This is a genomic window from Mesorhizobium sp. M6A.T.Ce.TU.002.03.1.1 (assembly GCF_003997275.1).
In the GTDB taxonomy this organism is placed as follows: Bacteria; Pseudomonadota; Alphaproteobacteria; order Rhizobiales; family Rhizobiaceae; genus Mesorhizobium; species Mesorhizobium mediterraneum.
Genome location: NZ_RZTI01000024.1, coordinates 39,008 through 64,822 on the forward strand (window position 1 = coordinate 39,008; position 25,815 = coordinate 64,822).

Here is a 25,815-nt window from a genome sequence, read left to right on the forward strand (position 1 = left end):
GGCGAGATCTGAAGCTGCAAGGGCCTCCGCCTTGGCCGAGGCGACATGTTCTTCAGGTGTTGGTAGCAGCGCCGCTTCTCTTCGAACAATTACGCAAGTGGCCGGCTCGGCGGCTACAGCCAATCAAAATCCGTGGAACAACTTACTCAAATGAAAGTTAGATGTGCGGATGAAGGCTTCATCAGGAGCGTGCTTCGATTAACATATGTTAATCTGGAGAATTACAGGCTATAACTAAAGAGGCTTGTTACATGAAAATAGCGGGTGGCAAAAAAAATAAATCAATTACCCCCATAAAATCGTCTATTATACTTTGCTTTTCTCACCTCAGGTGGGATTTCGTACACCAACGCCCGCAGCATATTCTGACGCGCGCCTCAAAACAGCAGCAGCTAATTTACTTTGAGGAGCCGATCTACGAGGAAATACGCTATCCTTCGATGCGGGTGAACGCTCGATCTGCAATGATCACAATCGTAACCCCGGTTCTTCCGGCCGGCATTTCCGCAACAAAGGCGGACGCTATCCAGCGCAGATTCGTCGACCAGATCGTCAACTCAACTCCGCATGACCGGCTGACTATATGGTACTACACGCCCATGGCGCTGCGTTTCAGTGACCATATAGCCTGCGATGTATGCGTCTACGACTGCATGGATGAACTCTCCGCCTTCAAGAACGCACCGGCAGAGTTGACGCAGATGGAAAAAGCGCTGTTCCAGCGCGCTGATGTCGTGTTCACGGGCGGGCAGAGTCTGTACGAGGCCAAGCGAAGCCTCCATAAGTCGATCTTTCCCTTCCCAAGCAGCATCGACGTTGCGCATTTTCACAAAGCAAGAGAGCCCGGCGATGACCCTGTAGACCAGGCAGACATACCTCACCCGAGAGTGGGCTTCTTCGGCGTGATCGACGAACGGCTCGACGTTGAAATGATCGCACAGGCGGCTGCGGCAATGCCCGAAGTGCATTTCGTCATGCTCGGCCCGGTGGTCAAGATCGACCCGCTAAGCCTGCCGCGCGCAAGTAACTTGCATTGGCTGGGTGCCAAGCCCTACGCCGACCTGCCTGGCTATCTCAGGCACTGGAGCGCCGGCTGGATGCCCTTCGCGCTCAATGAGGCGACACGCTATATCAGCCCGACCAAAACTCCTGAGTTCCTGGCCGCCGGACTGCCGGTGGTCTCCACGGCGATTGTGGACGTCGTGCGCACCTATGGTGCCGAAGGCCTGGTCGACATTGTTGACGCCGAAGACATCGAAACCAAGCTTCGGTGCCTTCTGTCACGTCCCCGGAATTTCCTGTTGAAGGAAGTCGATGCCTACCTCGCTAACATGTCCTGGGAACGAACGTGGGACGCAATGGCTGCCCATATTCAGCGCGCCTATGCAATGAAAAGCATTGTGCCTTTGCGCCGGGGAGCCTGACCATGTTCGATTGGTTGATTGTCGGCGCCGGCTTCGCTGGCAGCGTGCTCGCCGAACGCATCGCATCGCAACGGCAGGAAAGCGTCCTGCTCATCGACCGGCGAAATCACATCGGCGGCAACGCTTATGACTGTTACGATGAAGCGGGGATTCTGGTCCACCGCTATGGGCCGCATATATTCCACACCAACGCCCGATCGATCATCGACCACCTCTCGCAGTTCACCGAATGGAGGCCTTACGAACATCGCGTACTGTCTTCGGTCGACGGAAAACTGCTGCCGATACCGATCAACCTCGACACGATCAATCGCCTGTACGGTCTTGAATTGACGCCCGAGCAGTTGGAGGAGTTCTTCGCATCCCGGCGAGAAACGGTCGAGGAGGTCCGGACCGCCGAAGACGTGGTTGTGAGCACCGTTGGCAGGGAACTCTACGAAAAATTCTTTCGCGGCTACACAAGGAAGCAGTGGGGCATCGATCCGGCCCAACTAAGCAAGTCCGTGACTGCGCGGGTTCCTACCCGAACCAACCGCGATGATCGCTACTTTGGCGACACTTTCCAGAATATGCCGGCTGGCGGGTATACTCGCATGTTCCAGCGCATGCTGGACAACCCGAGGATCAAGATCATGCTGCAGACCGACTATCGCGAAATTCGCGACACGATCCCCTTTCAGCGGCTGATCTACACCGGGCCGATTGATGAATATTTCGATTGGAGCCTTGGTCGTCTGCCTTATCGGTCACTGCGGTTCGAGCACGTGACGCTTGATTGCGAGCAGTTTCAGCCGGTCGCCGTTGTCAATTATCCGCAGACGGAAAACTATACCCGCATTACCGAGTACAAGCATCTGACCGGTCAGCAGAGCCCGAAGACCAGCCTGACTTACGAATATCCAACCGATATCGGCGATCCCTATTACCCGGTGCCGCGGGCGGAAAACGAGGCGCTGTACAAACGCTATGAAGCACTGGCAGCGGCGTGCCCGGACGTGTGGTTCGTCGGGCGCCTGGCCACGTACCGCTACTACAATATGGATCAGGTTGTCGGTCAGGCTTTGGCGACGTTTGCGCGCATTCAACAGAGCCTGCCGGCAAACGGCACCGTGCAGATGCTTACGCAGCGGACGACGCTCGGCCAACATTCGGAGCAGTTCCCCACCTACTGACGTGGCCCGCTCCTTCTGCGACCGCTACGAAACACCTGCCGCGAACAATCTGCGCTGGCGATCCAATTCATCGGCAACCGGCTGGCGAAGACTGCGCGAACCGTCGGCATGAATCGTGGAGAACAAGCCGACTTCCGCGTGGCGCGAATTGTCCCAGCCGGGATACGCGGTCACCGGGTACAGACATATACCCTGAACCGGGGCATCACGGCTCATTGCGTCACGGACCTCATCGCAAACATAATGGAGCCATGCCGGCCGGCCTGATCCTTCAGCGCCTGTCTCGGCGATGAACATGGGCTTTCTGTAGCGCTCTGCGACTTCAACCAACATGTCGGAAAGCGCCCGATATTCGTGGTGGCCCATCGGTATCGTTGGCCCGTGAAAGTACCATTGATTGTGCGGATAAAAGTTAAGTCCGATGACGTCGACACAGTCGTCGCTGCCGCCCAATTCGGGCTCGGCACGTCCCGTCAGCATGTCATAGGCTTCAAACTGGCCCTGACGAACATTTTCCGCGCGCCGCTGCTCGGCACGACTACGGTCGCGGGGCGCCACATGGATTAGCGGTTCAGCCCATATGAACCGGCAATCAGGTTCGGCATCGCGCATCGCCTTGGCGCCGGCAACCGCTGCCCTCACCAGCTGTCGCTTGAACCATCCCCGCTTCTTCGGCCCCACGCGTGGGAAATAGCCGACCTCTATCGCCCATGCGAAAAATGAGATCTCATTGATCGGGCACACCAGGGGAGCTACTCCCGTGACGGAGCGGTGGACCCGGACAGCTTCAGCGGCGAAGCGAACATAGGCCTCTATAAAATCTGGGGCGCCTTGGTCTACGTGATCTGGTGAGCCATAGTGGAAGATATCCCAGACGACCTGCACCCCCGCCGCGTGGGCTGCTTCGATCATTGAGATCCAACCCGACCAGTCGAAGACTCCGGGCGCAGTTTCAATCAGGTGCCAGCGCAAGCCGTCGCGGATCGTATGAAGCCCAAGGGCAGCACAACTGCGATAGTCGGCGAGAGCGTGTTTATCGTGTGCGGTCGCGCGAATCAAATCAAGGCGCACTCCGTCGCCGCGCCGATGCGATGAACATTCGAAGCCAGCCATGAAGAAGCTGGCAAACGCGGACGGGCATTCGCCTGGCGGACGTGCCGGCTCGTTGCTCATACGTGCGACCCGTCGGCCAAGGCTCGCGCCAGAGCTCCCACTAGGCCATCGGCTATTGCTAGGCGATCGACCATTGCCAGTTTCGACCCCCACCACAATTTCATTCGGGCCGCCATCACGTCGCCTCTGAGTGGTACGGGTGCAAGCGTCGAATGTTGACCAAGCGAACGCGAGCGGGGCGGAGTCCAGGTGTTGCCGGTGAGCAGGGCGACCTCAGGATGACAGACTGGGGCTCTGAAGCCGAGCCTCGTTGATCGTCGTCGCGCTGCATAGTCCCTCCCAATGGAATGCGAGGAAGGAGAAGATCGCAAGCACGACAACGATAAAACCGATGAGATGGCGCAATCTCCCCCACATCGCGTACCGAACTTGCCTGCGAGCGTGAGGTTCCCCTTCGGCTGAGATATTTCTGGTTCGGCGGGCGACCCGCCCAACTTGGCATTCCTGCTCTTTGTCGACGAAGCGGCGCAGTACATCCGTGTCGGTACGATCAATGGGATCGCCCCGCGGCGGTGTTCCGGCCGTCGAGACGAGACGATCGAAAGCCCCGACTTCGTCGAACAGCCATGCAATTTCCGCCTCCTTCGTCACGTCGGCGGCGAGGGTTCTGACACGACGATCTGCACCTGGCGTGCGTTCTGCGGCCTGCAACTTCTCTGGTGACAGACCGACGATCATCTGGGACGGAGTCGACATTGCGATACGCTACGGCGCGCGCGGTTATGAGGGGGCGGCGTCGGAGCTCCTGCCGAGGAGGGCGTCTCTCCAGTCTGCAGTCCGGAGTTGCTGTACGGAGAACATCCGCTGCCCGGCGAAACATTTTGCCATCGCGGCAGTTATACTGCTCTGCGGACGAAATTCGAGCATGCCTTGAACGATATTAGATTGGCGATACCGCTGGTCGGCGAAGTGGAAGACTCTGCGCCGAGATCGGCTGCGGGCCTGCCTTGGATCAAGGTGGCCGGTTCCTATTTCGTCACCGAGAACGGCCAGTCATGGACGCCGATTGGGCAGAACGATGCGGTAAGCTGGCCCGAACTCAATGGCCTGTTCCGGCGCGCCGATATGGCCGGCGTGGAAAGCCATCTCCGTTGGCTGAAGGAAAGCGGTGTCACCTGCCTCAGGCTGATGCTGGAATATGCCCAGGTTCGCCACCGCTACTTCGAGAAGCCGCAGGGCCGCTTCGTGCCGGCTATGGTGCAATTGTGGGACGACCTCTTTCGTCTTTGCGAAAGACAGGGCTTAAGAATCCTGCTCACCCCCTTTGATACGTTCTGGCAGTGGCTCCACTGGCGCCACCACCCCTACAACCGCAATAACGGAGGCGTGCTGGACCACCCGTCGCGATTCCTGATCTGCGCCGAGACGCGCCGCGCGATCAAGGCCCGGCTGGAATTCGTGGTTCGCAGATGGAGCGGCAGCGGAGCCCTCTTCGCATGGGACCTCTGGAACGAGATCCATCCCGAGCAGTCTCAGGGCAACGCGGATGGATTCGGCGCCTTCATCCATGATCTCAGCGATTTTGTGCGCCGGCTGGAAACGTCACTTTACGGCCGCTCTCACCCGCAGACCGTCTCGCTGTTCGGACCTGAGCTTCGCTGGCGGCCCCACATGCCGTTGCCGGGGCCGATCTTCCGCCACCCAGACCTCGACTTCGCCTCTCTCCATCTCTACGAGGAGGGCACAATCGACGACCCCAGCGACACGGTAGCGCCGGCGCTCGGCATGGCGCGGATCGTCGGAGAGGCGCTCGGCGAAATCCGTGACGGCCGCCCTTTTCTCGATTCCGAGCACGGCCCGATCCACTCGTTCAAGGACAAGAAGATCACGCTTCCGGAACCTTTCGATGATGAATATTTCCGCCATTTGCAATGGGCTCACCTGGCGGCGGGGGGCGCCGGTGGCGGCATGCGGTGGCCAAACCGCACCCCGCACATGCTCACCCCCGGCATGCGGCGGGCGCAGGGTTCGCTGGCCGATTTCCTCCCTCTGATCGACTGGGTTTCGTTCCGGCGTGCCCATCTCGGCAACAAGATGCGGGTTTCCGGTCAGGACGCCGCGGCTGTTGCCTGCGCTGACGATTCTCAGGCAGTGGTCTGGCTGGTTCGCCGCGACACGATCGGGCCAAACGGTATGCTGCGTGCCGGCGCTGCGCCGGTTCCGGCCGCCTTGCAGCTGCCCGGTTTGGCTCGCGGCACCTATCGCGTCATCGCCTGGGATACCGCGGCCGGCAGGCAAACGGCGGAATGGCAAGCGAATTCGGACGGCTGGCTGAAGCTTGATGTGCCGCCGTTCTCCGCAGATGTCGCGCTTGCTATCCGCGGGGTCTGAGCAGGATGGGGACTGCGCCTGAAGGTATTCATACGCTCGCGATCTGACTTGCCATAGCCCATGATGAGCCGTCCTTGCAAACTCGTCGCCAATGCTGATGTCAGTGATTGCGCCAAGCGAAGTTGCGCGGAGATTCCAAGTGATCTGCGCATTAGGTGTTGTGCTCGCCCGAACGCGACTGCTGGTCGGCGGCATCGGCCGATCCGCCCAGCGTGTCGGCGACCGTGGCACCTCGCGCACCCATCGGCTGCTGCGCACCTGTGGTGGTGTCCTTGGCGGTCTGATGCTCCATCTCGGCATTCAGCTCCGCGCCCACAATCAGGACAATCACGGAGATCCAGGTCCACATCATCAAGCCGATGACTGCCCCCAGGGCTCCATACGTCGCGTTATAGTCGGCGAAGTTCTCAAGATAATAGGAGAACCCTATCGAGACTGCGACCCAGACCACAGCCGCAAGGAAGGCGCCCCATGTCGCCCATTGCCACTTTGCCCTTTCACGGCTGGGGCCGTAGCGATAGATCAGCGTGATCCCGAGGCCGACCAGGAGCAGCATCATCGGCCACCGAAAGATCCGCACAAGGGCTTCGGTCCAGCCGCCGAGGTTCAGCAGCGCAAGCATGGCCGGCACGATCCCCACCGAGACGATAAACCCAATACCGATGAGGATGGCGCCAAGTGTGAAGCCCAAGGCCAGGAGGTTCAGATGGATAAAGCTGCGCTTTTCACTCTCCTCGTAGGCGATGTTCATGGCTTCGAAGAGCGTCTTGATGCCGTTGCTGGCGCTCCACAGTGCGACGGCAAGGCCGAATATGAAACCGAAGCTGAGCGCGCCAGTCCTCTGAGCGGCCAAGGACCTAAGCTGTGATCTGATAACGTCCAAACCGCCCGAAGGAAGTACGCCGCCAAGGAACGAAATGTGCTCAGCGATGGTCTGAGGATCGGCGACAAAACCGTAGATGGACACGAACGCGGCGAGCGCGGGAAAGAGGGCAAGGAGCAGATAGAATGCGGCCCCGGCCGCGATCAGCATAACACGGTCCTCCTTTACTTCAGCAAAGACCCGCCACAGCACGTCTTTCCAGCCACGGCTGGGGATCTCTGACGGCCATTCGGCATTGCGTCCGCGGCCCTGCCGTCTGGCCCGCCGCTCAAGCTGCACTTGGTTTTCGTAAGCGTCGTCGGTTGTTTTCTTCGACATTCTGCCGGCCCGGAGCATCTTCTTCGCGGGGCAAACGTGTAATAGCGCCAAAGGATGCAGGTGCAGACCTGCGCTCACAAATAAACATCCGCCGACTGCAGAAACACTGCGCCATTCCCATGCGACGAGTTGATTTAATAGCAACACTGCCCTGCCCACGACCCTCAATGGCTTGTTCGAGCGACCAATGAGAATACGCCAGCTTTCCAGCATGTCGGCCATTCGCGGCAGTCGGCTGACTGCGTTTTAACTTAGCGCGGCCGGCCGGCGCGGATTATGGCATGGGCGATCGCGAGCTGCGCCTCTCTCGGCGCGTCCAGCCGGCCTCTAGCATGCAATCGACCATCGCTTGAAAGCCAGGCTCCATCGCCTCCTGACAGTTGAAGCTGGGCGAAATCGCGGACCCTGCACATGGCTAATTACCCGAACTCACCCCAGGCAATTACTCGTGCAGACGCAACTCAAAACTTGCGGCTCATAACGATCTGCGAGCGGTAGCTGTCGAACTTGGCCTCGTGAATCCAGTCGTCACCTTGGGGCGGCTTGGCTACCAGGTAGGCATCGGCGGAATGAACTTGAGCCGGCCGGCGCGGCACTCACAGGTTTGCCCACCTGATCGAGTCTGGGTCGGCGGTATATATTAGCTAGACGGAACATAACGTGATTCTAATGGAAGGCGGCAACAAATGTTGCTGATCCGCGTTGCGCTTGATCTGAAGGCCAGCCAGGGAGGAAATCAAAATGGCCGAGGACAAGTGCAATAGAGGTTCTGGGGCGGAAACCGCGCGTCGCGGGTGACGAAAAATATGAGTTCTGCTATTTCGCCACTAAGTTCGGCCTCTCAATACCGCAGGATCCGTGACCTTTTGGCAAGCACGGTAATGGTCGCGAGACCCTGTGTCGGGAGGCTGGGAGGCTCGGAACGCCGTGACTCAAAAAAAGAACGATTCTCGAACAATGACCAACCTTTCACAACTAGGGCCGCCCATTACAGGCAAGCTACATAGCGAAGAGGTCGAGCATGAGAGCGATCATTTCTATCTGGGTTCGACGGGCGGCAAAGTTGTAGATGCTCGGGACCTGCGGCAGGTCATCTGGCACGACCAGCCGAGGCACGAGTCGCTGGAACTCAATTCCTGATCTAGTCAAAAGGGGCCGCGATGTTCGGCAAAGACCTCTTGGTTCGCATGCTCGACCGCCGCGACACCCTGCCGCCAGACGAGATCGCGCTTATTGAGGCTCTTCCGGTCCGGCCGGCAACTTTCAGACCCGATGAGGAGGTCGTTAGGGAGGGTTCCCGCCCGGCCGAAAGCTGTCTTGTCGCGAATGGTTTCGCAGTTCGAAACCAGGCTATTCGGGATAAGCGTCAAATAACGGCAATTCACGTGCCGGGAGACTTTGTCGATCTGCATAGTTTACTGCTAAAAGTGATGGATCACAGCGTGAGCGCCCTGGGCTCGTGCGATGTAGTTTTCATTCGACACAAAGACCTGCTCGCAGCAATGGGTGAAAGTCCACATCTCACCCGGATGCTCTGGCTTTCAACCACTATCGATGCCTCGATCCAACGAACTTGGATAACCTGCCTCGGGCGTCGCTCCGCCAAACAGCATCTCGCACATGTAATTTGCGAGTTGTATGTCCGCTTAGAAATAGTTGGATTGGCCTCTGACCAGACGTTCGCGATTCCACTGACGCAAGCGGAATTGGGCGACGTGCTTGGGTTATCAGCAGTTCACGTGAATCGGACGCTACAGGAACTTCGAGCGAACGACCTGCTTAGCTGGAAAGACAGGAGGATTGTTATCCTGGATTTCCAGCGATTGGCGTTGCTGGCCGACTTTGATGCGACCTACCTAAATCTCTTTCATGAACCGCGGTGACCGCCTCGGCCGGGACGCGCCAGCGCGCCAATGCGGCATCAAGATTTCTTGCCAATTAAACAATGTGAATGAGCCCTCGCTCCGGATCGATTACTGCTTGGTTCAATAGGCACAGATGACGACCAAGAAGGATTGCACATGCGTGACCTCGAAAACCTCATCGAACAGTATGTAAATATTCGGAGGCGGCGCCATAGTTTCATATCGACGGGGCTCGCCGTTAAGGCGCTCAAACAGATTGTTCCGGCATGTTCGATCTCTGATTCCGACCTAGCGAACATGATTGCTGACCGTGCAATAGACTACAACCTTCCGGTGCGCTTTGATCTTAATGCGAGCTAGGCGTGGTGCTTCATTATACTAGCCTGACCATAAGCGCTTGAAGCACATGCGCAGAGGCGCGGACCAATGTCCGCACGGCCGCCTGGGTCCGCGTCTTGGCACACCGCGTGTGCGAACTTCCCAAAGAAAGTTCACCAAGCTCACCGGTTAGTGCGATGTTGCTAATTTAGCTTGAAGTGATGGAACCTGTTTGCCGCAGGCAAGTTCGTTAGGCAGTGGAGGAGATTGCCACCATGAACAGTGTCATTTATCTCATCGGCCTTGTCGTTGTCGTGCTTGCGATCCTCTCCTTCCTCGGATTCCATTAGGAGATACCATGCAGCGCGAAGACGATCAGGGCCGTAAGCCGGCCGATTTCGAAACAGCCAAAAGCGAACTGTCCGAACGGTTCCAGCAGGAAACGCAGACCGCGACAGAGGCGCTACATGACGCTCGCGATGAACTCACCAGGAAGGCGGGCGATTACGCTTCGGAAGCGAAGCAGGAATTATTCAACAAGGCCGAGGGAACACAGCGCGATATCAGCTCCAACCTAAAAGCTTTTAGCGGAGCGTTGCGAGCGGCAAGCGAGCATCTGGCCAATAATGATCAACGGACCGCTTCGAAGCTCACCCTTGATGCCGCCGGCGGACTTGAACGCCTTTCATCCTCGTTGAAGGACAAACCATTCGAAGATGTTCTTGGCGAGATGCGGTCGTTCGGCCGCGAAAACTCAGGGGCGCTGATCGCCGGTTCAGTATTGGCAGGCTTGGCGCTGGGACGGTTTATCAAGAGCTCGCCGCCCACTGCCCCGACCGAAACACAGACACGATCGCAAACAGGCGGGGGTTCAGAAACGGTTTCGAACTCGGATGAGAACGGAACGCGGTCGGCAGACGCATCTGAAGCGACGCCGCCCCGTTTCAACCAGCCAAGAGACGACAGGGCCGGCGATGACTTGGCCGGCGACGACTTGGCCGGCGACGACTGGGCTGGCGCAAGCCTGGAGCAGAACCCATGACCAACAATCAGGAAAGTCGCGGCCTCGCAACCCTCGTCAGCGATCTGGCACAGCAGGTCACAACCCTGCTTCAAACCGAAAGTAGGCTGTTGCGGGCCGAAATTTCGGAAAAAATTAGCAAGGCCGGCGCAGGCGCCGCCGAGGTTCTGGGCGGCGCGATATGCCTTCTCGCGGCCTTGATAGTGCTTTTGCAAGCACTCGTAATCGCCCTGGCGAGTGCCGGCTTGGGAGCGGGATGGTCCTCGCTGCTGGTCGGGATCGTCGTCGCGATACTGGGAATCATTCTCTTGCGCTCTGGCACGAAAAGCATGGCTCCTTCCGAGCTGACGCCCGATCGCACACAAGACCAACTCAAGCGCGACGCGCGCGTGATCAAGGATCAAATCAGATGAGCGACAAATCCGCAGCCGAGCTTGAACGCGATGCCGACATCGCCCGGGCGAAAGTAGCAGACACCGCCGATTCGATCCGCAGCAAGATGACACCGGGTCAATTGATCGACGAATTTACCGGAATGTTCGCCGGCGAAGGATCCGCCATGCTTGGCAACCTCAAGTCGCAAGTCAGGGACAACCCGTTGCCGCTGACGTTGATTGGAGCCGGCCTGGCCTGGCTGATGCTCGGCAACGGCACGTCAGCGTCTAGTTCAGCTGCCGCCGCTTATCGGACAGGAACGGCTCCTGACGCTTTCTCCGACCTGCGCGGCGATGAATTCAGCCAGGGCAACGAAGGGTCCGGAATCGGGGCGATGATCTCCGATACCGCCGGTTCGGTTACATCAGCTGCAAGCGGCGCGGCCGAAGCTGCAACAAATGCTGTGACGGGTGCCAAGGAGAGGATGACAACAACCGCCGGCCAGCTCGGCTCAAGCGCCAGCGAGATAGCGGCTCGGACGCGCCAATCGGCACAGGACCTCTTCGAGCGCGAACCGCTGGCTATCGCCGCAGTCGGCCTTGCGCTGGGCACTGCTATCGGGGTGATGCTGCCCCACTCAGCCACAGAGGACGAGCAACTTGGCGCCTACCGCGACAAAATTCGCGACAGTGCGGAGGAGGTTCTCGAAACGGGCCTGGAGCAAGCAAAGCAAGTTGCCGCCGAGGCCTACGAAACGGTCAAGGAAGAGGCCGACCGGCAAGGCTCGGGTGGAGATGCCGAAACGCTAGCAGGCAAGGTCGGCAAAGTTCTGGAATCGACCGCAAAGCGAACCGAGGAAGCCATTCGCGATCGTTTGCCGGGGTCGTCGGACGAGTCTTCTACCACCTCATAGCGTCGCCACCAGCCTGAATGACGGGCGTGGTCCATAGGACGTCATCCGGCATCATCGCCGGTCGCAACCACACGATACCGGAAGTGATTGCGGATGTGGTCATTGAAATAGCGGCCCTTGGCAAAGGCGGCTTTGAACGCGGCGAAGGTATCCGGCGGCACTTCCTCAAATTGGTAGCATTTACCGCTGGCCACGAACCACACCGAAAGGACTTTGCGCTCCGGATCGTATTCCGTTTTGCGTATCGAGGTGGACGGCATGACGGCGGCTCGATCAAAGGCATTCAACGATCGGAGAACCCGTCGAGTTCCTCGTTGGGAGGATTGGCGCAAGCTCAAGCGCGCGAACCGATCGAGACGATTGGCATCACGGATCGTCCATCAGTCTGCGCGGGGCGCGCGTGCTGGAGTCCCGCCAGAAGCCGACCGCGAAGCCGCAATCGCTCGGCTCACCGAACGGTAAACCAGCCCAGTAGCAATACAGTGGAACCTTTCAAAGCCGCATGCCTTGTCCCTTCTTCATGGAAGGAAATGCGAAATGAGCCTTGACATAGGAAAAGTCGCCATAGCCTTGCTTGGCCTACAAGAATAGGGACAAAATCGGCGAGTTAATCGCCGGTAGGAACTCGACAGATCCCAAAAGCGCTGGCTCCCCCGGCGGCCTCGGCGATATACTGGACCGTCTCAGGAATGCGGGTGCGGGCGATCAGGTTGATTCTTGGGTCGGCAAAGGATCAAATCGCCCCGTTCAGCGCGACCAGGTTGAGAAAGAGATCGACCCGCAAACGTTGAGCGATCTCGCGGAGCAAACGGGATTGTCCCGCGAGGAACTTCTCGATCGGCTCACAATAGAACTGCCCGACGCGGTGGACAAGCTTACTCCCGACGGCCAGATGCCTGTGAGCAACAGTCCAACTCTCCTCGACGAGATACCAGGAGCTAGTCGCACCTAGCGCGAAAAACGCCCGCGCCTCCGGGAGAGGTCGCGGGCTGATCGGAGGGGACAATCCGATCTCGCAGCATTTCTATGACCACAGAAATATTGCTGCAGGACGAGAACGTCCTGCCCGGTGCCAGTGTTCCACACGGAAACAAATGAGCCCGCCGCACTTGCAGGTGCGATGGTCGACCAAGCGTTCACCGAGCGACGGCTTTGATGACCGGCTACTCGCGACTATCGAAAGCCACGAACAGGCCCAGGGCAGCAGCGACTTCAACGATCGCCTCGATTAGATGGTCGTCGCATGCGGTCAAATCAGGGGCAGACTGCCGAACGTGGTTTAATGCGGCTTTGACCGAGACGGTTTCCCTCAGTCCGCCCTGTTGAGGATTGCGGCAATCGCCAGTGGAGAAGGTTGGATTTCAGGTCCTCTCCCTCCGCCAGAAATATAGCTATGTGCCTGGCTTTACTACTATTTTCGGTTCGATTGAGCTTAGTTCCTAACTCCGGCCAACGATGGACCCACTCATCCTTGCGGTCTTTCTCGCCGGCGCCCATACTTTTTGCTCCGGCTACCGGCTCAAAGTGATTATCTGGGAGAGCTCGGCGGAGCCGAGACGCCACTGGAGTCCGACAGCGGACCATTCTCAAACAGTGCTTCGTGTGCGTGCAGGGCTTCCTTCACGCAGTGCTTCCCTCCTCGCGTCGGGACTGAGATCGAATGCGTCGGGGTTCTCATCCTCGTCACCTTCCGACTTGTCGCTCTCAGGTCACGTCGAGACATAGCCTCTCTGCGCGGAAGGTAACTTACTATATTGGAGAATTCGAAAGTCAGTCCTCGATGTGAACCCTGCTTTTTCAGCAAGCCGAGCAAGAACTCGACGTCCGTCGAAGCAGCTATCCTCATCGAACCCTCTCGGCTGTTCTTCACCAGATCGAGCGCATTTTTGCGCGGCTGGGCAGGCTCGCGTTCAGCCTCGATCTTGCTTCCTGCTTCGCCGGAAAAATCACCGGCAATCACGTGGTCGATCGGATCGCACCGAGCCGGCGATCTTTGATCGACATAGCTGTCTTACCCAGCCAACCACGTAACTTACATTCCCCCACTGCCGTCCACGCGGTAACCTCACGTTCGTACGACAAGCGCTGGCGCGCGGCATTGCCGCGGCCTCGTCGACGGGCTCTTCGCATTCTTCGCGGTGCTGCTCCGAGCGCTCTGACGCGGAGGCAAAGATCTGGGCGGGATTACAACCGACTGACAACGGGAGAAGATCATGACCAAGAAACCATTCAACGGCGTCATCAAGCTCGATGTTCGTGATTCCAAACCGGATTGGGGGCCATTCACGCTGCCCAGGGCGCCGGAAGGTTCCCCGAATGTTCTGATCATCCTCTACGACGACACCGGTCTCGCGGCTTGGTCGCCCTTTGGGGGCGGCATCAACATGCCGACGCTCCAGAAGCTTGCCGACAACGGCCTGATGTATTCGCAGTGGCACACGACGGCGCTCTGCTCGCCGACCCGCTCGACATTCCTAACTGGGCGCAACCACCACCTCAACGGATGCTCCTGCATCACGGAAGGAGCGCAGGGCTTTCCAGGGTGGAGCGGCCGCCTCCCGGCGGAATGCGCGACGATCGGCCAGGTCCTTCAGGATGCCGGCTGGAGCACCTATTGGCTGGGCAAGAACCACAACGTGCCTGAGCAGGATATCGCATCCGGCGCGAGCCGCTCCGAATGGCCGTTGCAGAAGGGCTTCGACCGCTACTACGGCTTCATCGGCGGCGAAACCAACCAGTGGTACCCTGACCTCATCGAGGACAACAAGTTCATCGACCAACCCTATGGACCCGAAGACGGCTATCACCTGTCCAAGGATCTGGTCGACCACGCATTGCATATGATCCGCGACCAGAAGGCCTCGAACCCGTCGAAGCCGTGGTTCATGTGGCTCTGCCCCGGCGCCAACCACGCGCCGCACCATGCGCCCGAGGAGTACATCGACAAATACAAGGGCAAGTTCGACGAAGGCTACGAGGCCTATCGGGAATGGGTGCTGCCGCGCATGATTGCGAAGGGCCTTTTACCTAAGGACACCAAGCTTACGCCGATCAACCCGCTGCCGGCGGACGTGGCCAATCCGGGCGACGCCGTGCGCCCGTGGGACTCGCTCAATGCCGAGGAGAAGAAGCTGTTCGCCCGCATGATGGAAGTCTATGCCGGTTTCTCGGAATACACGGACGCGCAGGTCGGCAGGCTGATCGACTATCTCGAGCAGAGCGGCCAGCTGGAGAACACGATCGTCTTCTACTGCTCCGACAATGGCGCCTCGGGCGAAGGCAGCCCAAGTGGCTCGGTCAATGAAAACAAGTTCTTCAACGGCTATCCAGACGAGTTGTCGGAGAACCTCAAGTATCTCAAGGTGCTGGGCAGCACCGACACATATGGCCATTATCCGACAGGTTGGGCAGCAGCAACGTCAACTCCATTCCAGATGTTCAAGCGCTACTCGGAATATGCCGGCGGCACCTGCTGCCCGATGGTGATCTCCTGGCCGAAGGGTATCAAAGCCAAGGGAGAGGTGCGCAACCAGTATCACCACTCGACCGACATCGTGCCGACGATCCTGGACGTTTGCGGACTGGAGATGCCCAAGACCTACCGGGGAGTCGAGCAGTACCCGCTCTCCGGCGTCTCGATGCGCTACAGCTTCAGCGCCAAGCCCGACGGCAAGACGACGAAAAAGCGTCAGTACTATGCCATGCTCGGCACCCGTGGCATGTGGGAGGACGGCTGGAAGGCCGCGGCTCTTCACGTGCCACTGACCGGCAAGGGTCATTTCGACAAGGACGAATGGGAACTCTACCACGTCGACGCGGACCGCTCCGAATCGACCAACCTTGCAAAGAAGCATCCCGAGAAACTCAAGGCGCTCATTGAAACCTGGTTCGACGAGGCCGAGAAGAACAAGGTGCTTCCGCTCGACGACCGCAGCGCGGCCGAGCTTCTCGGCGTAGAGCGACCGAGCGAGGAGCCTCCGCGCGAGCGCTACATCTACTATACCGGGACGTCGCCGGTGCCAGAGGGCGTCGCTGTCAACGTCCGTGGCCGATCCTACAAGATCCTCGCCGACGTCGAGATCGTCGACAAGGATTGTTCTGGCGTCATCTTCGCCCACGGCTCGCGCTTCGGCGGCCATGCGCTCTTCGTCAAGGACAGGAAGCTCCACTACGTCTACAATTTCCTCGGCATCAAGCCGGAGCAGGCGTTCGTGTCGGAGAGCGAGCTCAAGCCGGGCAAGTACACGCTCGGAATGGAGTTCATCCGCGACAAAGCCGGCAAGCACGGGGAGTCGCTCGGCAAGACGACGCTCTATGTCAATGAGAAGATCGAGGCGCAGGGTGACATGCGTACCCAACCCGGCAAGTTCACTCTGTCGGGGGATGGGCTCTGCGTCGGACGGGACAGCGGCGATGCGGTCAGCGAAGACTATAAGACCCCGGGGGAGTTCAAGGGAGGCAGTATCCTGTTCGTCGGCGTCACTGTCGAAAAGGGCCAGTACCTCGATCTGGAGAAGCTGGCGGCAGCGGCCTTCGCCGTCGACTGACGTTGACCGCGGGAAGGGAGGCCGAAGGAACCGTCCGGCGGCCTCTCCCTGCGCCTTCCGAGCCGATGAGATCGCGGGAGAAGGTCGATCGGACCAGGAATTGGACGAACGGAAATCAGATCAGCTTAAACTCTCGCTGGGATCGATGAACTAATTCCCCTGGTGCCGTAGAGCCAACCGGGAACATCTCGATGCTGATGAGCCGAGCTGTCGGGATCGGGAGCAGATGTGCGCATGCAAATGAACGAAGCTCTGCACGCAAACGAAGTACTGTTTGAGAATGGTCCGCCTGTCGGGCTCCAGCGACGTCTGGGCCTCGTCAGGGGTAGTCAACTGAATGTTGGCCGCCGGGCGATGATCGTCGGTGCGGTAGGCTGGGCGCCCCTTCTCGTTTTAGCCGGCATTCAAAATGTGACTATGCACACCGGCGGAATTACGCCGCTCCTTTGGGATGCGGGTATGCACGCGCGGTACCTGATCGCCGCACCACTACTCGTCTTGGCCGAAGCGCTGTGCGCACCAAGACTCAATGCGATCGTACGGCACTTTGCTGACGCCGGGCTTGTAACCAATCGGGACCGTGGGACATATGACGCTGCCGTCGCATCGACCCGAGCGCAGCTCAATTCGCGCGCCGCAGAAATTGTCGTAATCGCTCTGGCCTATCTCCTCATGTCTGCAGCGGCCTTTTCGCTGCCGTTCGATCAGGTTCCAGTTTGGCACAAGACCGGCGGCTCCGCGCCCGCCTTCTCGCCAGCCGGCTGGTGGCACGTGCTGGTGAGTCTTCCTTTGCTCCTGACCTTGCTCCTTGGCTGGACGTGGAGGCTTGCTCTGTGGGCGCATCTTCTGTGGCGGATCGCCCGGCTCGACCTCCGCCTCTTGGCATCCCATCCGGATGGCGCAGCGGGCCTTGCCGTGCTGGGATATTCTCTGCGGGCATTTTCCCTCTTAGCGATGGCGCTTGCCGCGATCGTTGCGGGCCGTTCGGCGAATATTGTCTTTGTCGACGGGGCGCTGCCGAGAGACCACACGATCTTCAGTGCCGGTCTCCTGGTGGTGGTCGGCGCCTTGTTCGCCGCGCCATTATTCTTTTTTACGCCGATGCTGATGAGGGCGTTGCAGCGCGGCTCATTCGAATACGGCGCTCTTGCCACCCAGGTCGGGGCGGCATTCGAAGAGAAATGGCTTGGGCGCGACAGACCTGTCGATAAGTCCGCGCTCGAGAAGCCAGACTTCTCGGCGACTACCGATTTGTACGCGATCGTCGCAAATGTCTACGCGCTGCGCTTGGTCCCGATCGACCTCAAAAGCGTCGCGATGCTCGGCATCGCATTGCTGCTCCCGTTCGTCCCGGTCGTGTTCCTGGCGCTACCCATGGCGGAAATCTTGGCAGGACTGAAGGGACTGCTTTTCTAGAGCTAGAATGACAATCGCGACCAGGGTGGATACGGATTCCGCATCTCAGCATCCGAATGCTCCTTGCCTTGCAATAGCTCCTGTCAGGTTGGCTGAGACTCCCGCACCTCGACCAAATCCCGCTCGAGGAAGTAGTTGAGAAACGTTCGGATCACGGCAATTGCCGCCAGTCGTCCAATGTCATCCCAGCCCGGTGCAATCGAAGTTTCAATAATATCGGCCGCGAGCTGGAAGGTTAGGCCGGCAACCAGCCAGCGTGCATAGCGCAGCCAGACAACGCGTCCCTCGGTTGCTCCCGAAGGGACTAACATCGTTCGAAGCGCGCCGAGGAATGCCTCGATTGTTCCGTATACGATTGCAATGAGGGCGATTGCATCGATAAGCAGGACGGCATACCCGGTAACGACGGCAAATGCCTGTTCCATCACTCCCCCGAGCGTGAACGAACGATGCAGCGCAAGCCGAGATGGCAGGTCGAAGTATCAACCGGCTGCGACATGCGCGCTGCAGGCCGATACCGCCGACAGTAATTGGGTGCACATAGAAAAGAGCCGCCCTTGGTTACCTTGCGTGGGATCGTGATCTCAGGGGTGTGGGGGTCAAAGCTGGCTTCGCGCTGGCCACCCCGCGGATTGTCGATCGTGCAGCACGGGCTGTCGATCCGCGAGTGCTCCTGATACCAGTCCGTAGTCCACTGCCAGACATTTCCCGCCATATCGTGGAGCCCGTAACCGTTGGCCGGGAACGAACCGACCGGAGCCGTCCACTCGTAGCCATCCTCGTTGCGATTTTCGTAGGGAAACTCGCCTTGCCAGGTGTTGGCCAGGTGCTTGCCACCTGGCGTCAGTTCGTCACCCCAGACATATTCGGCGCCGTCGAGTCCACCGCGGGCTGCGAACTCCCATTCGGCTTCGGTCGGCAGCTCCTTGCCCGCCCATTTCGCATAGGCTTCGGCATCCTCGAACGCAACATGGACCACTGGGTGGTCGCCCAGCTTCTTGATGGAGCTCGCTGGGCCGCGCGGATGGCGCCAATTGGCGCCGCCTACATATACCCACCAGTTGTAGGAGTTCCGTATGTCGACCTTCTGAGGCGGCTTCTTGAACATGGAGGACGACGGCACCAGGAGTTCCGGTATCGCTCCGGGGTAGTCTGCGGGATCTGCCGGACGTTCAGCCAGCGTCACATAGCTGGTCTCTGCTACGAAACGCTCGAACTCGCGGTTGGTTACGGTATGGCGATCCATCCAGAAGCCACCCACCTTGACGCGGTGCGCCGGCGCCTCTTCCGGGTAATGCTCGTCCGAGCCCATCAAAAAAGTGCCACCGGGGATCCACAGCATGCCTTCGAAAGGCGGCACGCCGATGTGTCGGTCGCGCGTGGTCAGATCAACAGAGTCATTCACAACATAGCACCTTTTGTGTCGTCCCAGCTACCGAAGGCGATCATAGGCAACGCCATGGCGCTCTGTCATGGCGGTTAGCCACTCCTTCATCGCGTTCTCGCAAGTATATTTTTGTCAGTCCTAATCGCTCGGCAGTCAATGCCGGGTGGCGGGATGCCCGCCGCCCGGCCAACGGCGCTAGTGTCCGCCTCCGCCTGTGGCGGTCACCGCTTCCATCACATGGTCGAGATTGAAGCTTCCTGGCTTCTGGCGCGGCGGGAACTCGCGGAAACTCTGCAGCCATTGTCCCACGAAGGCGCCCGCGGGTGCGATCATAAACATGTGCTCGGCGAACCAGCGGCCATAGTCCATGCCGATCTGATGCGCGAGTTCAAAGGGGTCCATCCGTAGATTGGTCAACATCGGTGCACGCAGCGCCACGAAGGGCTCCTGCCAAACGTGCAGGCCGTGCGCGTCTTGCCGCAGGAAGGTAGCCTTCCAGTTGCCGTAACGCAGGGCGGCGACGCTGCCGTCATCGGTCCAATAGATGAACTCCTTGCGCGGCCATTTGGCCTCGCCCTTCAATGCGGGCATGAGGTTGTAGCCGTCGAGGTGGACCTTGTAGTCCCGGTCCATGGCCTTGTGACCTTTCAGGAGTTTCTCCTTGACGTCAGGCTCGCCAGCCGCGGCCAGGATGGTCGTGAGCATGTCCTCATGCGAACCGACATCGTTGATGACCGTGCCGGGTTCGATCACGCCGGGCCAGCGAATGGCGCACGGCACCCGATAGCCGCCTTCCCAATTGGTGTTCTTTTCACCCCGGAACATCGTCGTGCCACCGTCGGGCCAGGAGAAGGACTCCGAGCCGTTGTCGGTGGAGTACATTACAATGGTGTTCTCATCGAGACCCAGTTCCTTGAGCTTGGCCAGCATCTCGCCGACCTGACGGTCGTGCTCGACCATGCCATCGGCATAGATGCCGAGCCCCGTCCTTCCCTGCACCTCCTTCTTGAGGTGCGTGAAGATATGCATCTTGGTGGAATTCCACCAGAGGAAGAACGGCTTGTCCGCTTTTTTGGCGCGCTCCATAAAGTCGATCGCCTTGGCGGATACCTCTTCGTCGAAGGTCTCCATGCGTTTCTTGGTCAGCGGACCCGTGTCTGTGAGGCGGCCGTCGGCGAAGCTGTGAATGACGCCGCGCGGACCAAAGTTCTTCTTGAAATTCGGAAACTCCGATTCCTTCGGATAGTCGGGGTTTTCCGGCTCTTCCTCTGCATTCAGGTGGTAGAGGTTGCCGAAGAACTCGTCGAAACCGTGGTTCGAAGGCAACATCTCGTCACGGTCGCCGAGGTGGTTCTTGCCGAACTGCCCGGTCATGTAGCCGTGGTTCTTGAGCAGGCCGGCGATCGTCGGATCTTCCTTCTTCATGCCCTCGGGCGCTCCCGGCAGGCCGACCTTGGTGAGGCCGGAGCGGATGGGCGACTGCCCGGTGATAAATGCCGCACGACCTGCGGTGCAGCTCTGCTGCCCATACCAGTCGGTGAACAGCGCTCCCTCCTTGGCGATGCTGTCGATGTTGGGCGTCTTGTAGCCCATCATGCCCTGGTTGTAGGCGCTGACATTGAACTGGCCGATGTCGTCGCCCCAGATGATGAGAACGTTCGGTTTCTTGTCTGCCATTTTCGTCTCCTCCCTATGTTTTCGTGTTGCCACTTGGATGCTGCGCCATCCTTGCCTTCAGACCAACCGGAACAGCACGGCAATGAAAGTGAAAATGCCGATGAGCAACAGAACGATCGTGACGGCAAAGAGCGGCGTCTTGTGCGGGTCCTCGTCCACTCCGGCGAGCGGAGCGAACTGTTTGCTCCACAGATAACGAAGTAGCGATCGGTATTGCCACAGCGAGACAGCAAGCGCACCCACGCCGGCGAGGATCAGCGCAAGGCCGAGAACACGCGGCGACTGCGGGCGAAGCGCCGGGGCGACGCCTTGCATGTCCTGAAAACGCTCGAAGAACTGGACGATCGTGAAGCCGAAGCCGATAAGCGAGACGGACGTTCGCACCCAAGACATCAGCGTGCGCTCGACGCTGAGACGCGTACGCAGCCAAGAGAAATGACTGTCCGATGTCACATGGACTTCAAATCTTGGCGGGTTCTCATCCGCGGGCTGGCTCACCATTCTGATCCCCTTGAATCCCTATTCATCGACATTGTTTCAGCGTACGAGATTGGCCCCAAGGCTTTTTGATCATTCACGATTTTGGTCCGAGACGAGCGCTGCTCCACCAGCGCGCGATGCGCGCCGCCGGACCCCGGATCAGGAGATAGGGAACGAAGGCGAGAACAATCGCCACGACCACAGCTTCAAACGGATAGAAGGTGCCGAGTTGCATGATTTGATAGACAGCATCCAGGATCACGGCGAGCACCATAACTTTGCCCGTCGATCTGACCCCTTCGACAAGGCGCGCGCGGCGCTCGCCAGGCTTTGACAGGACGGTCCAGAAATAAGGCGAGCGCCCGTCGCGCGCGTCCTTGATGCCGTCACGTATCCCGAACAAAGTCGCCATCACCGGCTGAAGAAGGAACCTGAGTGCCAGGGGCCCACTCGGCCTTGCGACGAGGTCTTCCCAAAAACGTTGCAGAATGTCTTCGATTGCCATTCGTGCTCATTCCCTCTTTGCGAAGACGGTTGCCTAGAACGGGCGACGCCGTTGCCGGCGCCGCCCGTCCGTAAGACGACGCCCCTTACTGCCGCGCCATCGCGACGCGGAGGGCTTCCTCGGGCGACACCTGGTGGTCGGGGTGATTGGCATCGTCCCCGATCGCGAGCTGGATGCCGCGGACGGTGCCGTTGAACTCGTTGTCCTGCGGCCCGTAATCGGGCGAGACCGGCGCGCCGGTATCGCAGCCAACATCGGTGCCGTCATCGGCGGAGAACACCATCGCCGCGGTCGCCTCGACCTTGCCTTCGCCGACCTGCATGCCGTCGACGAAGAGCGTGACCACGCCGCCCTTGCCGAGGCCGCCGCCAGCATAGGCGAACTCCATGCGGACCTGGTGCGAACCTTGGGGAATCCTCTCCTTCGATTCGGCGAAGAAGTGCTTCACGCCGATCAGGTTGTAGCAATATTTCAGCTTACCGCCCTTCACGTAGAGCGACCAACCGCCAATATTGCCGCCCTGGGCAACGATGACTCCCTCGGCGCCGCCTTCGGGCACGTCGATCTCGGCCGACACCGAGTGCGACTTGTTCTTGATGCTGATGACGGAATTCTCCGACAACCGCCCCATCCCGCCGAACAGGATCTGGGTGTTGCCGCGGATCAGCACCGGGCGGCCAGCGAGGTCGGGGTTGAAGCGCTCTGCTGTGCGGTCGTCGAGCGGCAGCACGTTGTAGCGCGTCGCCTCGATCAGCCAGAGCCGTTGCAGATCGCGCAGCTTGTCCGGCATCTTCTTGGCGAGGTTCTTCGCCTGGCTCCAGTCTTCGTTCGTGTCGTAGAGTTCCCAGGTATCGTCGTCCCACGCCGGGATGTCTTCGCCGACCAGGATCCACGGCGTCTTGTGCCGCGTCACCGCCGTCCAGCCTTTGTGATAGATGCCGCGATTGCCGAACATCTCGAAATACTGCGTCTCGTGGCGCTCGCCAGCCTTCGCGTCGTTCATCGAATAGACCATGCTGACGCCTTCGATCGGCGCCTGCTGCACGCCCTCAACGAAGGTCGGGTGCGGCAGCCCGGCTGCCTCGAGGATGGTCGGCGCGACATCGATCACGTGATGGAATTGCGAGCGAACCTCGCCCTTGGCCTTGATGCCATTCGGCCAGCTCACGATCGTGCCGTTGCGCGTGCCGCCCCAATGCGAGGCGACCTGCTTGGTCCACTGGTAAGGAGTGTTCATCGCATGCGCCCAGCCGACCGCGAAGTGGTTGTAGGATTCCGGCCCGCCCAGTTTGTCGAGCCGCTCCATCAGGAATTCCGGCGTCTCGAGCGCCGCGAGGCCGTTGAAGTTAGCCATCTCGTTGTAGGCGCCGATCAGCGTGCCTTCCGCCGATGCGCCGTTGTCGCCGATGATGTAGTAGATCAGCGTATCGTCGGCGATCTTGAGTTGGTCGAGCGTATCGAAGAGCCGTCCGACATGATGGTCGGCATATTCGAGGAAACCGGCATAGACCTCCATCTGGCGCCGCAGGACGGGCTTCATTTTCTCGTCCATGCTGTCCCAGGAAGGAATCTGTTCGTGCCGAGCGGTCAGCTCGCAATCCTCGGGGATGACACCCAGATTCTTCTGGCGCGCGAAGGTCTCCTTGCGCAGTTCGTCCCAGCCCTTGTCGAACTTGCCCTTGTATTTGTCGGCCCATTCCTTCGGCACATGGTGCGGCGCGTGGGTAGCGCCTGGCGCGAAGTAGATGAAGAAGGGCTTGTCGGGCATCAGCGCGCTCTGCTGGCCGATCCACCCGATCGCCTTGTCGGTCATATCCTCCATGAAGTGATAGCCCTCTTCGGGCGTCTTCTTCACTTCGACCGGCATCGTCCCTTCATAGAGCGACGGATACCACTGGTGTGCCTCGCCGCCGATGAATCCGTAGAAATATTCAAAGCCGCCGCCGCCGGTCGGCCATGCGGTGAACGGCCCGGCCGGGCTGGTCTCCCAGACAGGGACCTCGTGGCATTTACCGAACTGTGCGGTCGCGTAGCCGTTCAGCTTCAGAGTCTTCGCAACGGGAGCCATGGTGTTCGGCAGAACCGAGGAATAGCCCGGTGAGCCGGTTGCGGCTTCCGTTATGCAGCCCATGCCGACCGAGTGATGGTTGCGGCCGGTGAGCAGGGCCTGGCGCGTCGGCGAGCACAGCGCCGTCGTGTGAAAGCGATTGTATTTGAGGCCACGCGACGCGAGGCGCTCGGCGTTCGGTGTGTTGCAAGGGCCACCAAAGGCGCTCGACGCGCCAAACCCAGCATCATCGATCAAGATTACGATGACATTGGGCGCGCCCTTGGGCGGCCGCAATTGCTCGATCGGCGGAAATTTGGTGTCGGGATCCTTGGCGTCGTAGGTGATGAGGCCCGTTCGCGGCCGCGACGGAATCGGTAGGACGGTGCGGTTGATCTTGTCTTCGCTCATCGTGACCTCCCATTTGGAGGCGCTCTTGCCACATATCTTTGACGGGCGCCCTTCGTAAGGTTTGCCTATTGCCGCTCGGAGCGGAAGGTAATTAACGGTAACCTACGGGCAGAATCCGCTCGGCCAGCGCAAGAGTCAGTCTCTGAGGTGAGCCCGGCTTTCCTCAATGAGCCAAGGAAGAACTCCACGTCCTGCGAACGCGCAAACCGCAACGAGACCTCTGCAGCGTGTTCTTCACTAAAACGCTTTTCTCTCAGTCGGCCACGACCTGCCAGGTATCGTCCGGGTTGAAGCGGTCGATGTATTTGACGATCTGCTCGGTGGTCGGGCCGAGGTCGGTCTCGTAGACGACGCCGTGCTGGTTGACGGCGAAGGTTTTCACGCCGGTTTCGCCGTATTTGGCAGGCCAGGCGATGAGGCCGAAGCCGGCGATCATGTTGCCGTTTATGACGTAGTCGTAGGCGCCGCCGGCGATATAGTCGCCCTGGCCGGTCAGGACCTTGTACTTGTAGCCGAAATAGCCTTCGCCCTTGGCCGCGTCCTCGAGCTCTGCCTCACTGACGGCGTCACCGGCCGGACTCTCGCCGTTGATGTCGTCGGTCGGCCAGTAGAGCCCGTCGGTCGCGCCTTCAGAGCTGATCAGTTTCTGCGCGAACTCCTCCACGCCATCCTCGTCGCGGTCCTGCGATGCATAGTCCTCCTGCCCGTCGACATAGGCGCGCATCGTCCCGATCGCGGTGAGCTCGTTCTCGCCGACATACCGGTTCACGATCTCTTCGAGCCCGGCATAGGTGTCGAAAGCCCACTTGCCGTCCTCGCCCTTGACGAGCGGAAAAGGCAGCGGCCACAGCTTGTCGCCGATCTGCAGCGTGCGGCGGTCGCCCTCGCCATCGAGGACAAGCTGCTTGGCCACACCCTCCTTGATCGCCACCAGCGTCTCGTCCGAGTTCTCGTCGGCCTTCAGCTTTTCCGCATCGAGGCCGAGAAGGGCCGCAACCGCACCGTTGCCGGCGTCGTCCAGCGCCTTCTTGAACGCCTCGACAGCCGCTTCCGGCGTGTCGAAGACGGGCGGCTCGGCGGCGGCCGCAAACGCAGTGATCTCCGGCGCTTGCGGCGCTTCCTGCGCGGATGCCGGCTGCGAGACAGCGATGCCGGCTGCAAGCACCACGGCACAGACTGAGCGGAGAAGGATCGTATGCAAAACTCCCGTGTGACGGGTGGTGCTGAACATCTGTGTCATAATCCTGTCCTCCCGTTCCGTTAACGCCGGCGTCCGCCGCCGCCGCGCTTGATCTGCTTGTGGCCGCCACCGCCGCGCTGGCCGCCGCCCATCGACTTGTGGCCACGGTCGGAGCTGACCTTGGTCGCCTTGCCGCGATCGACGTTGCCAAGACCCGACGGTTTCTTCGGCCGGTTGTCGACCCGTGCCGCAGGTTTTGGCTTGCCAGCCGGACGGTTCACCTTGGCCGGCTTCGCCTCCGGGCGATTGGCGGTAGGCCTGGCCGCAGGTTTCTGGATGTTGGCGGGCTTGGCGGGGCGGGTGACGTTGGCG

Annotated in this window: 23 protein-coding genes and 1 pseudogene; 12 read left to right on the top strand and 12 right to left on the bottom strand. The window is 59.8% G+C overall.

Annotated elements, in window-relative coordinates:
* Positions 1-251 precede the first annotated feature (251 nt).
* On the top strand, positions 252-1,424 hold the full coding sequence (locus EOC93_RS10540; RefSeq protein ID WP_127204568.1) for a glycosyltransferase: 1,173 nt from the start codon (positions 252-254) through the stop codon (positions 1,422-1,424).
* 2 nt (positions 1,425-1,426) lie between these two features.
* A complete protein-coding gene (gene glf / locus EOC93_RS10545; RefSeq protein WP_127204569.1) occupies positions 1,427-2,596 on the top strand; it encodes a UDP-galactopyranose mutase in 1,170 nt (389 codons plus the stop codon).
* A 24-nt stretch (positions 2,597-2,620) separates the two neighbouring features.
* Here the strand turns inward: glf and EOC93_RS10550 are convergent, their stop codons facing one another.
* Both EOC93_RS10550 and EOC93_RS10555 read right to left on the bottom strand, forming a co-directional pair.
* Entirely contained in the window at positions 2,621-3,769 is a 1,149-nt protein-coding gene (locus EOC93_RS10550) for a beta-glucosidase (RefSeq protein ID WP_095488661.1), read from the bottom strand.
* 213 nt (positions 3,770-3,982) lie between these two features.
* Positions 3,983-4,447 (bottom strand): hypothetical protein, encoded by a 465-nt coding sequence (locus EOC93_RS10555; protein ID WP_127204570.1) that lies wholly within the window; start codon positions 4,445-4,447, stop codon positions 3,983-3,985.
* A 192-nt stretch (positions 4,448-4,639) separates the two neighbouring features.
* Between EOC93_RS10555 and EOC93_RS10560 the strand changes: the two genes are divergently transcribed.
* Positions 4,640-6,100 (top strand): hypothetical protein, encoded by a 1,461-nt coding sequence (locus tag EOC93_RS10560; protein WP_206073009.1) that lies wholly within the window; start codon positions 4,640-4,642, stop codon positions 6,098-6,100.
* 151 nt (positions 6,101-6,251) lie between these two features.
* Here EOC93_RS10560 and EOC93_RS10565 read toward each other — a convergent pair whose 3' ends face one another.
* A complete protein-coding gene (locus tag EOC93_RS10565; protein ID WP_348627597.1) occupies positions 6,252-7,523 on the bottom strand; it encodes a YihY/virulence factor BrkB family protein in 1,272 nt (423 codons plus the stop codon).
* Between the two features lie 735 nt (positions 7,524-8,258).
* On the opposite strand from EOC93_RS10565, the gene EOC93_RS10570 reads away from it, so the two are divergent.
* From EOC93_RS10570 to EOC93_RS10595, 6 genes are all read left to right on the top strand, one after another.
* Positions 8,259-8,441, top strand: coding sequence for a hypothetical protein (locus tag EOC93_RS10570; protein WP_095486762.1), 183 nt, complete (start codon positions 8,259-8,261; stop codon positions 8,439-8,441).
* Between the two features lie 20 nt (positions 8,442-8,461).
* Positions 8,462-9,184 carry a Crp/Fnr family transcriptional regulator gene (locus tag EOC93_RS10575; protein ID WP_127204571.1) on the top strand — a complete coding sequence of 241 codons (723 nt, stop codon included), beginning with the start codon at positions 8,462-8,464 and terminating at the stop codon, positions 9,182-9,184.
* A gap of 138 nt (positions 9,185-9,322) precedes the next feature.
* Positions 9,323-9,526, top strand: a complete 204-nt coding sequence (locus EOC93_RS10580) for a hypothetical protein (RefSeq protein ID WP_127204572.1) — start codon at positions 9,323-9,325, stop codon at positions 9,524-9,526.
* 316 nt (positions 9,527-9,842) lie between these two features.
* Positions 9,843-10,526 carry a hypothetical protein gene (locus EOC93_RS10585; protein ID WP_206072982.1) on the top strand — a complete coding sequence of 228 codons (684 nt, stop codon included), beginning with the start codon at positions 9,843-9,845 and terminating at the stop codon, positions 10,524-10,526.
* Positions 10,523-10,918 (top strand): phage holin family protein, encoded by a 396-nt coding sequence (locus EOC93_RS10590; RefSeq protein ID WP_095486764.1) that lies wholly within the window; start codon positions 10,523-10,525, stop codon positions 10,916-10,918. The genes EOC93_RS10585 and EOC93_RS10590 overlap by 4 nt, the downstream gene beginning before the upstream one ends.
* Positions 10,915-11,793, top strand: coding sequence for a hypothetical protein (locus EOC93_RS10595; protein WP_127204573.1), 879 nt, complete (start codon positions 10,915-10,917; stop codon positions 11,791-11,793). Before EOC93_RS10590 ends, EOC93_RS10595 begins: the two co-directional genes overlap by 4 nt.
* Positions 11,794-11,834: 41 nt before the next feature.
* On the opposite strand, the gene EOC93_RS10600 is transcribed toward EOC93_RS10595, so the two are convergent.
* A complete protein-coding gene (locus EOC93_RS10600) occupies positions 11,835-12,053 on the bottom strand; it encodes a KTSC domain-containing protein (RefSeq protein WP_095486909.1) in 219 nt (72 codons plus the stop codon).
* A gap of 314 nt (positions 12,054-12,367) precedes the next feature.
* Here EOC93_RS10600 and EOC93_RS10605 point away from each other — a divergent pair, with 314 nt between their 5' ends.
* The 3 genes from EOC93_RS10605 (at position 12,368) to EOC93_RS10615 (ending at position 17,756) form a co-directional block, all read left to right on the top strand.
* A complete protein-coding gene (locus EOC93_RS10605) occupies positions 12,368-12,745 on the top strand; it encodes a YidB family protein (RefSeq protein WP_245329950.1) in 378 nt (125 codons plus the stop codon).
* 1,261 nt (positions 12,746-14,006) lie between these two features.
* Positions 14,007-16,340 (top strand): arylsulfatase, encoded by a 2,334-nt coding sequence (locus tag EOC93_RS10610; protein ID WP_127204574.1) that lies wholly within the window; start codon positions 14,007-14,009, stop codon positions 16,338-16,340.
* A 234-nt stretch (positions 16,341-16,574) separates the two neighbouring features.
* Entirely contained in the window at positions 16,575-17,756 is a 1,182-nt protein-coding gene (locus EOC93_RS10615; protein ID WP_127204575.1) for a hypothetical protein, read from the top strand.
* 83 nt (positions 17,757-17,839) lie between these two features.
* On the opposite strand, the gene EOC93_RS10620 is transcribed toward EOC93_RS10615, so the two are convergent.
* The 8 genes and pseudogenes from EOC93_RS10620 to EOC93_RS34065 form a co-directional block, all read right to left on the bottom strand.
* Positions 17,840-18,181, bottom strand: coding sequence for a DUF1622 domain-containing protein (locus EOC93_RS10620; protein WP_127204576.1), 342 nt, complete (start codon positions 18,179-18,181; stop codon positions 17,840-17,842).
* A complete protein-coding gene (locus EOC93_RS10625) occupies positions 18,181-19,098 on the bottom strand; it encodes a formylglycine-generating enzyme family protein (RefSeq protein WP_126107494.1) in 918 nt (305 codons plus the stop codon). Before EOC93_RS10625 ends, EOC93_RS10620 begins: the two co-directional genes overlap by 1 nt.
* Before the next feature lie 240 nt (positions 19,099-19,338).
* Positions 19,339-20,820 carry an arylsulfatase gene (locus EOC93_RS10630; RefSeq protein ID WP_095486770.1) on the bottom strand — a complete coding sequence of 494 codons (1,482 nt, stop codon included), beginning with the start codon at positions 20,818-20,820 and terminating at the stop codon, positions 19,339-19,341.
* Between the two features lie 57 nt (positions 20,821-20,877).
* Positions 20,878-21,321, bottom strand: a complete 444-nt coding sequence (locus EOC93_RS10635; protein ID WP_095486771.1) for a DUF202 domain-containing protein — start codon at positions 21,319-21,321, stop codon at positions 20,878-20,880.
* A gap of 73 nt (positions 21,322-21,394) precedes the next feature.
* Positions 21,395-21,805 (bottom strand): hypothetical protein, encoded by a 411-nt coding sequence (locus EOC93_RS10640; RefSeq protein ID WP_127204577.1) that lies wholly within the window; start codon positions 21,803-21,805, stop codon positions 21,395-21,397.
* 85 nt (positions 21,806-21,890) lie between these two features.
* Positions 21,891-24,263 (bottom strand): arylsulfatase, encoded by a 2,373-nt coding sequence (locus tag EOC93_RS10645; protein WP_127204578.1) that lies wholly within the window; start codon positions 24,261-24,263, stop codon positions 21,891-21,893.
* A 253-nt stretch (positions 24,264-24,516) separates the two neighbouring features.
* Positions 24,517-25,503 carry a DUF2950 domain-containing protein gene (locus EOC93_RS10650; RefSeq protein ID WP_245461430.1) on the bottom strand — a complete coding sequence of 329 codons (987 nt, stop codon included), beginning with the start codon at positions 25,501-25,503 and terminating at the stop codon, positions 24,517-24,519.
* 20 nt (positions 25,504-25,523) lie between these two features.
* A pseudogene (locus EOC93_RS34065) lies at positions 25,524-25,815 on the bottom strand (DUF3300 domain-containing protein); the annotation flags it as partial.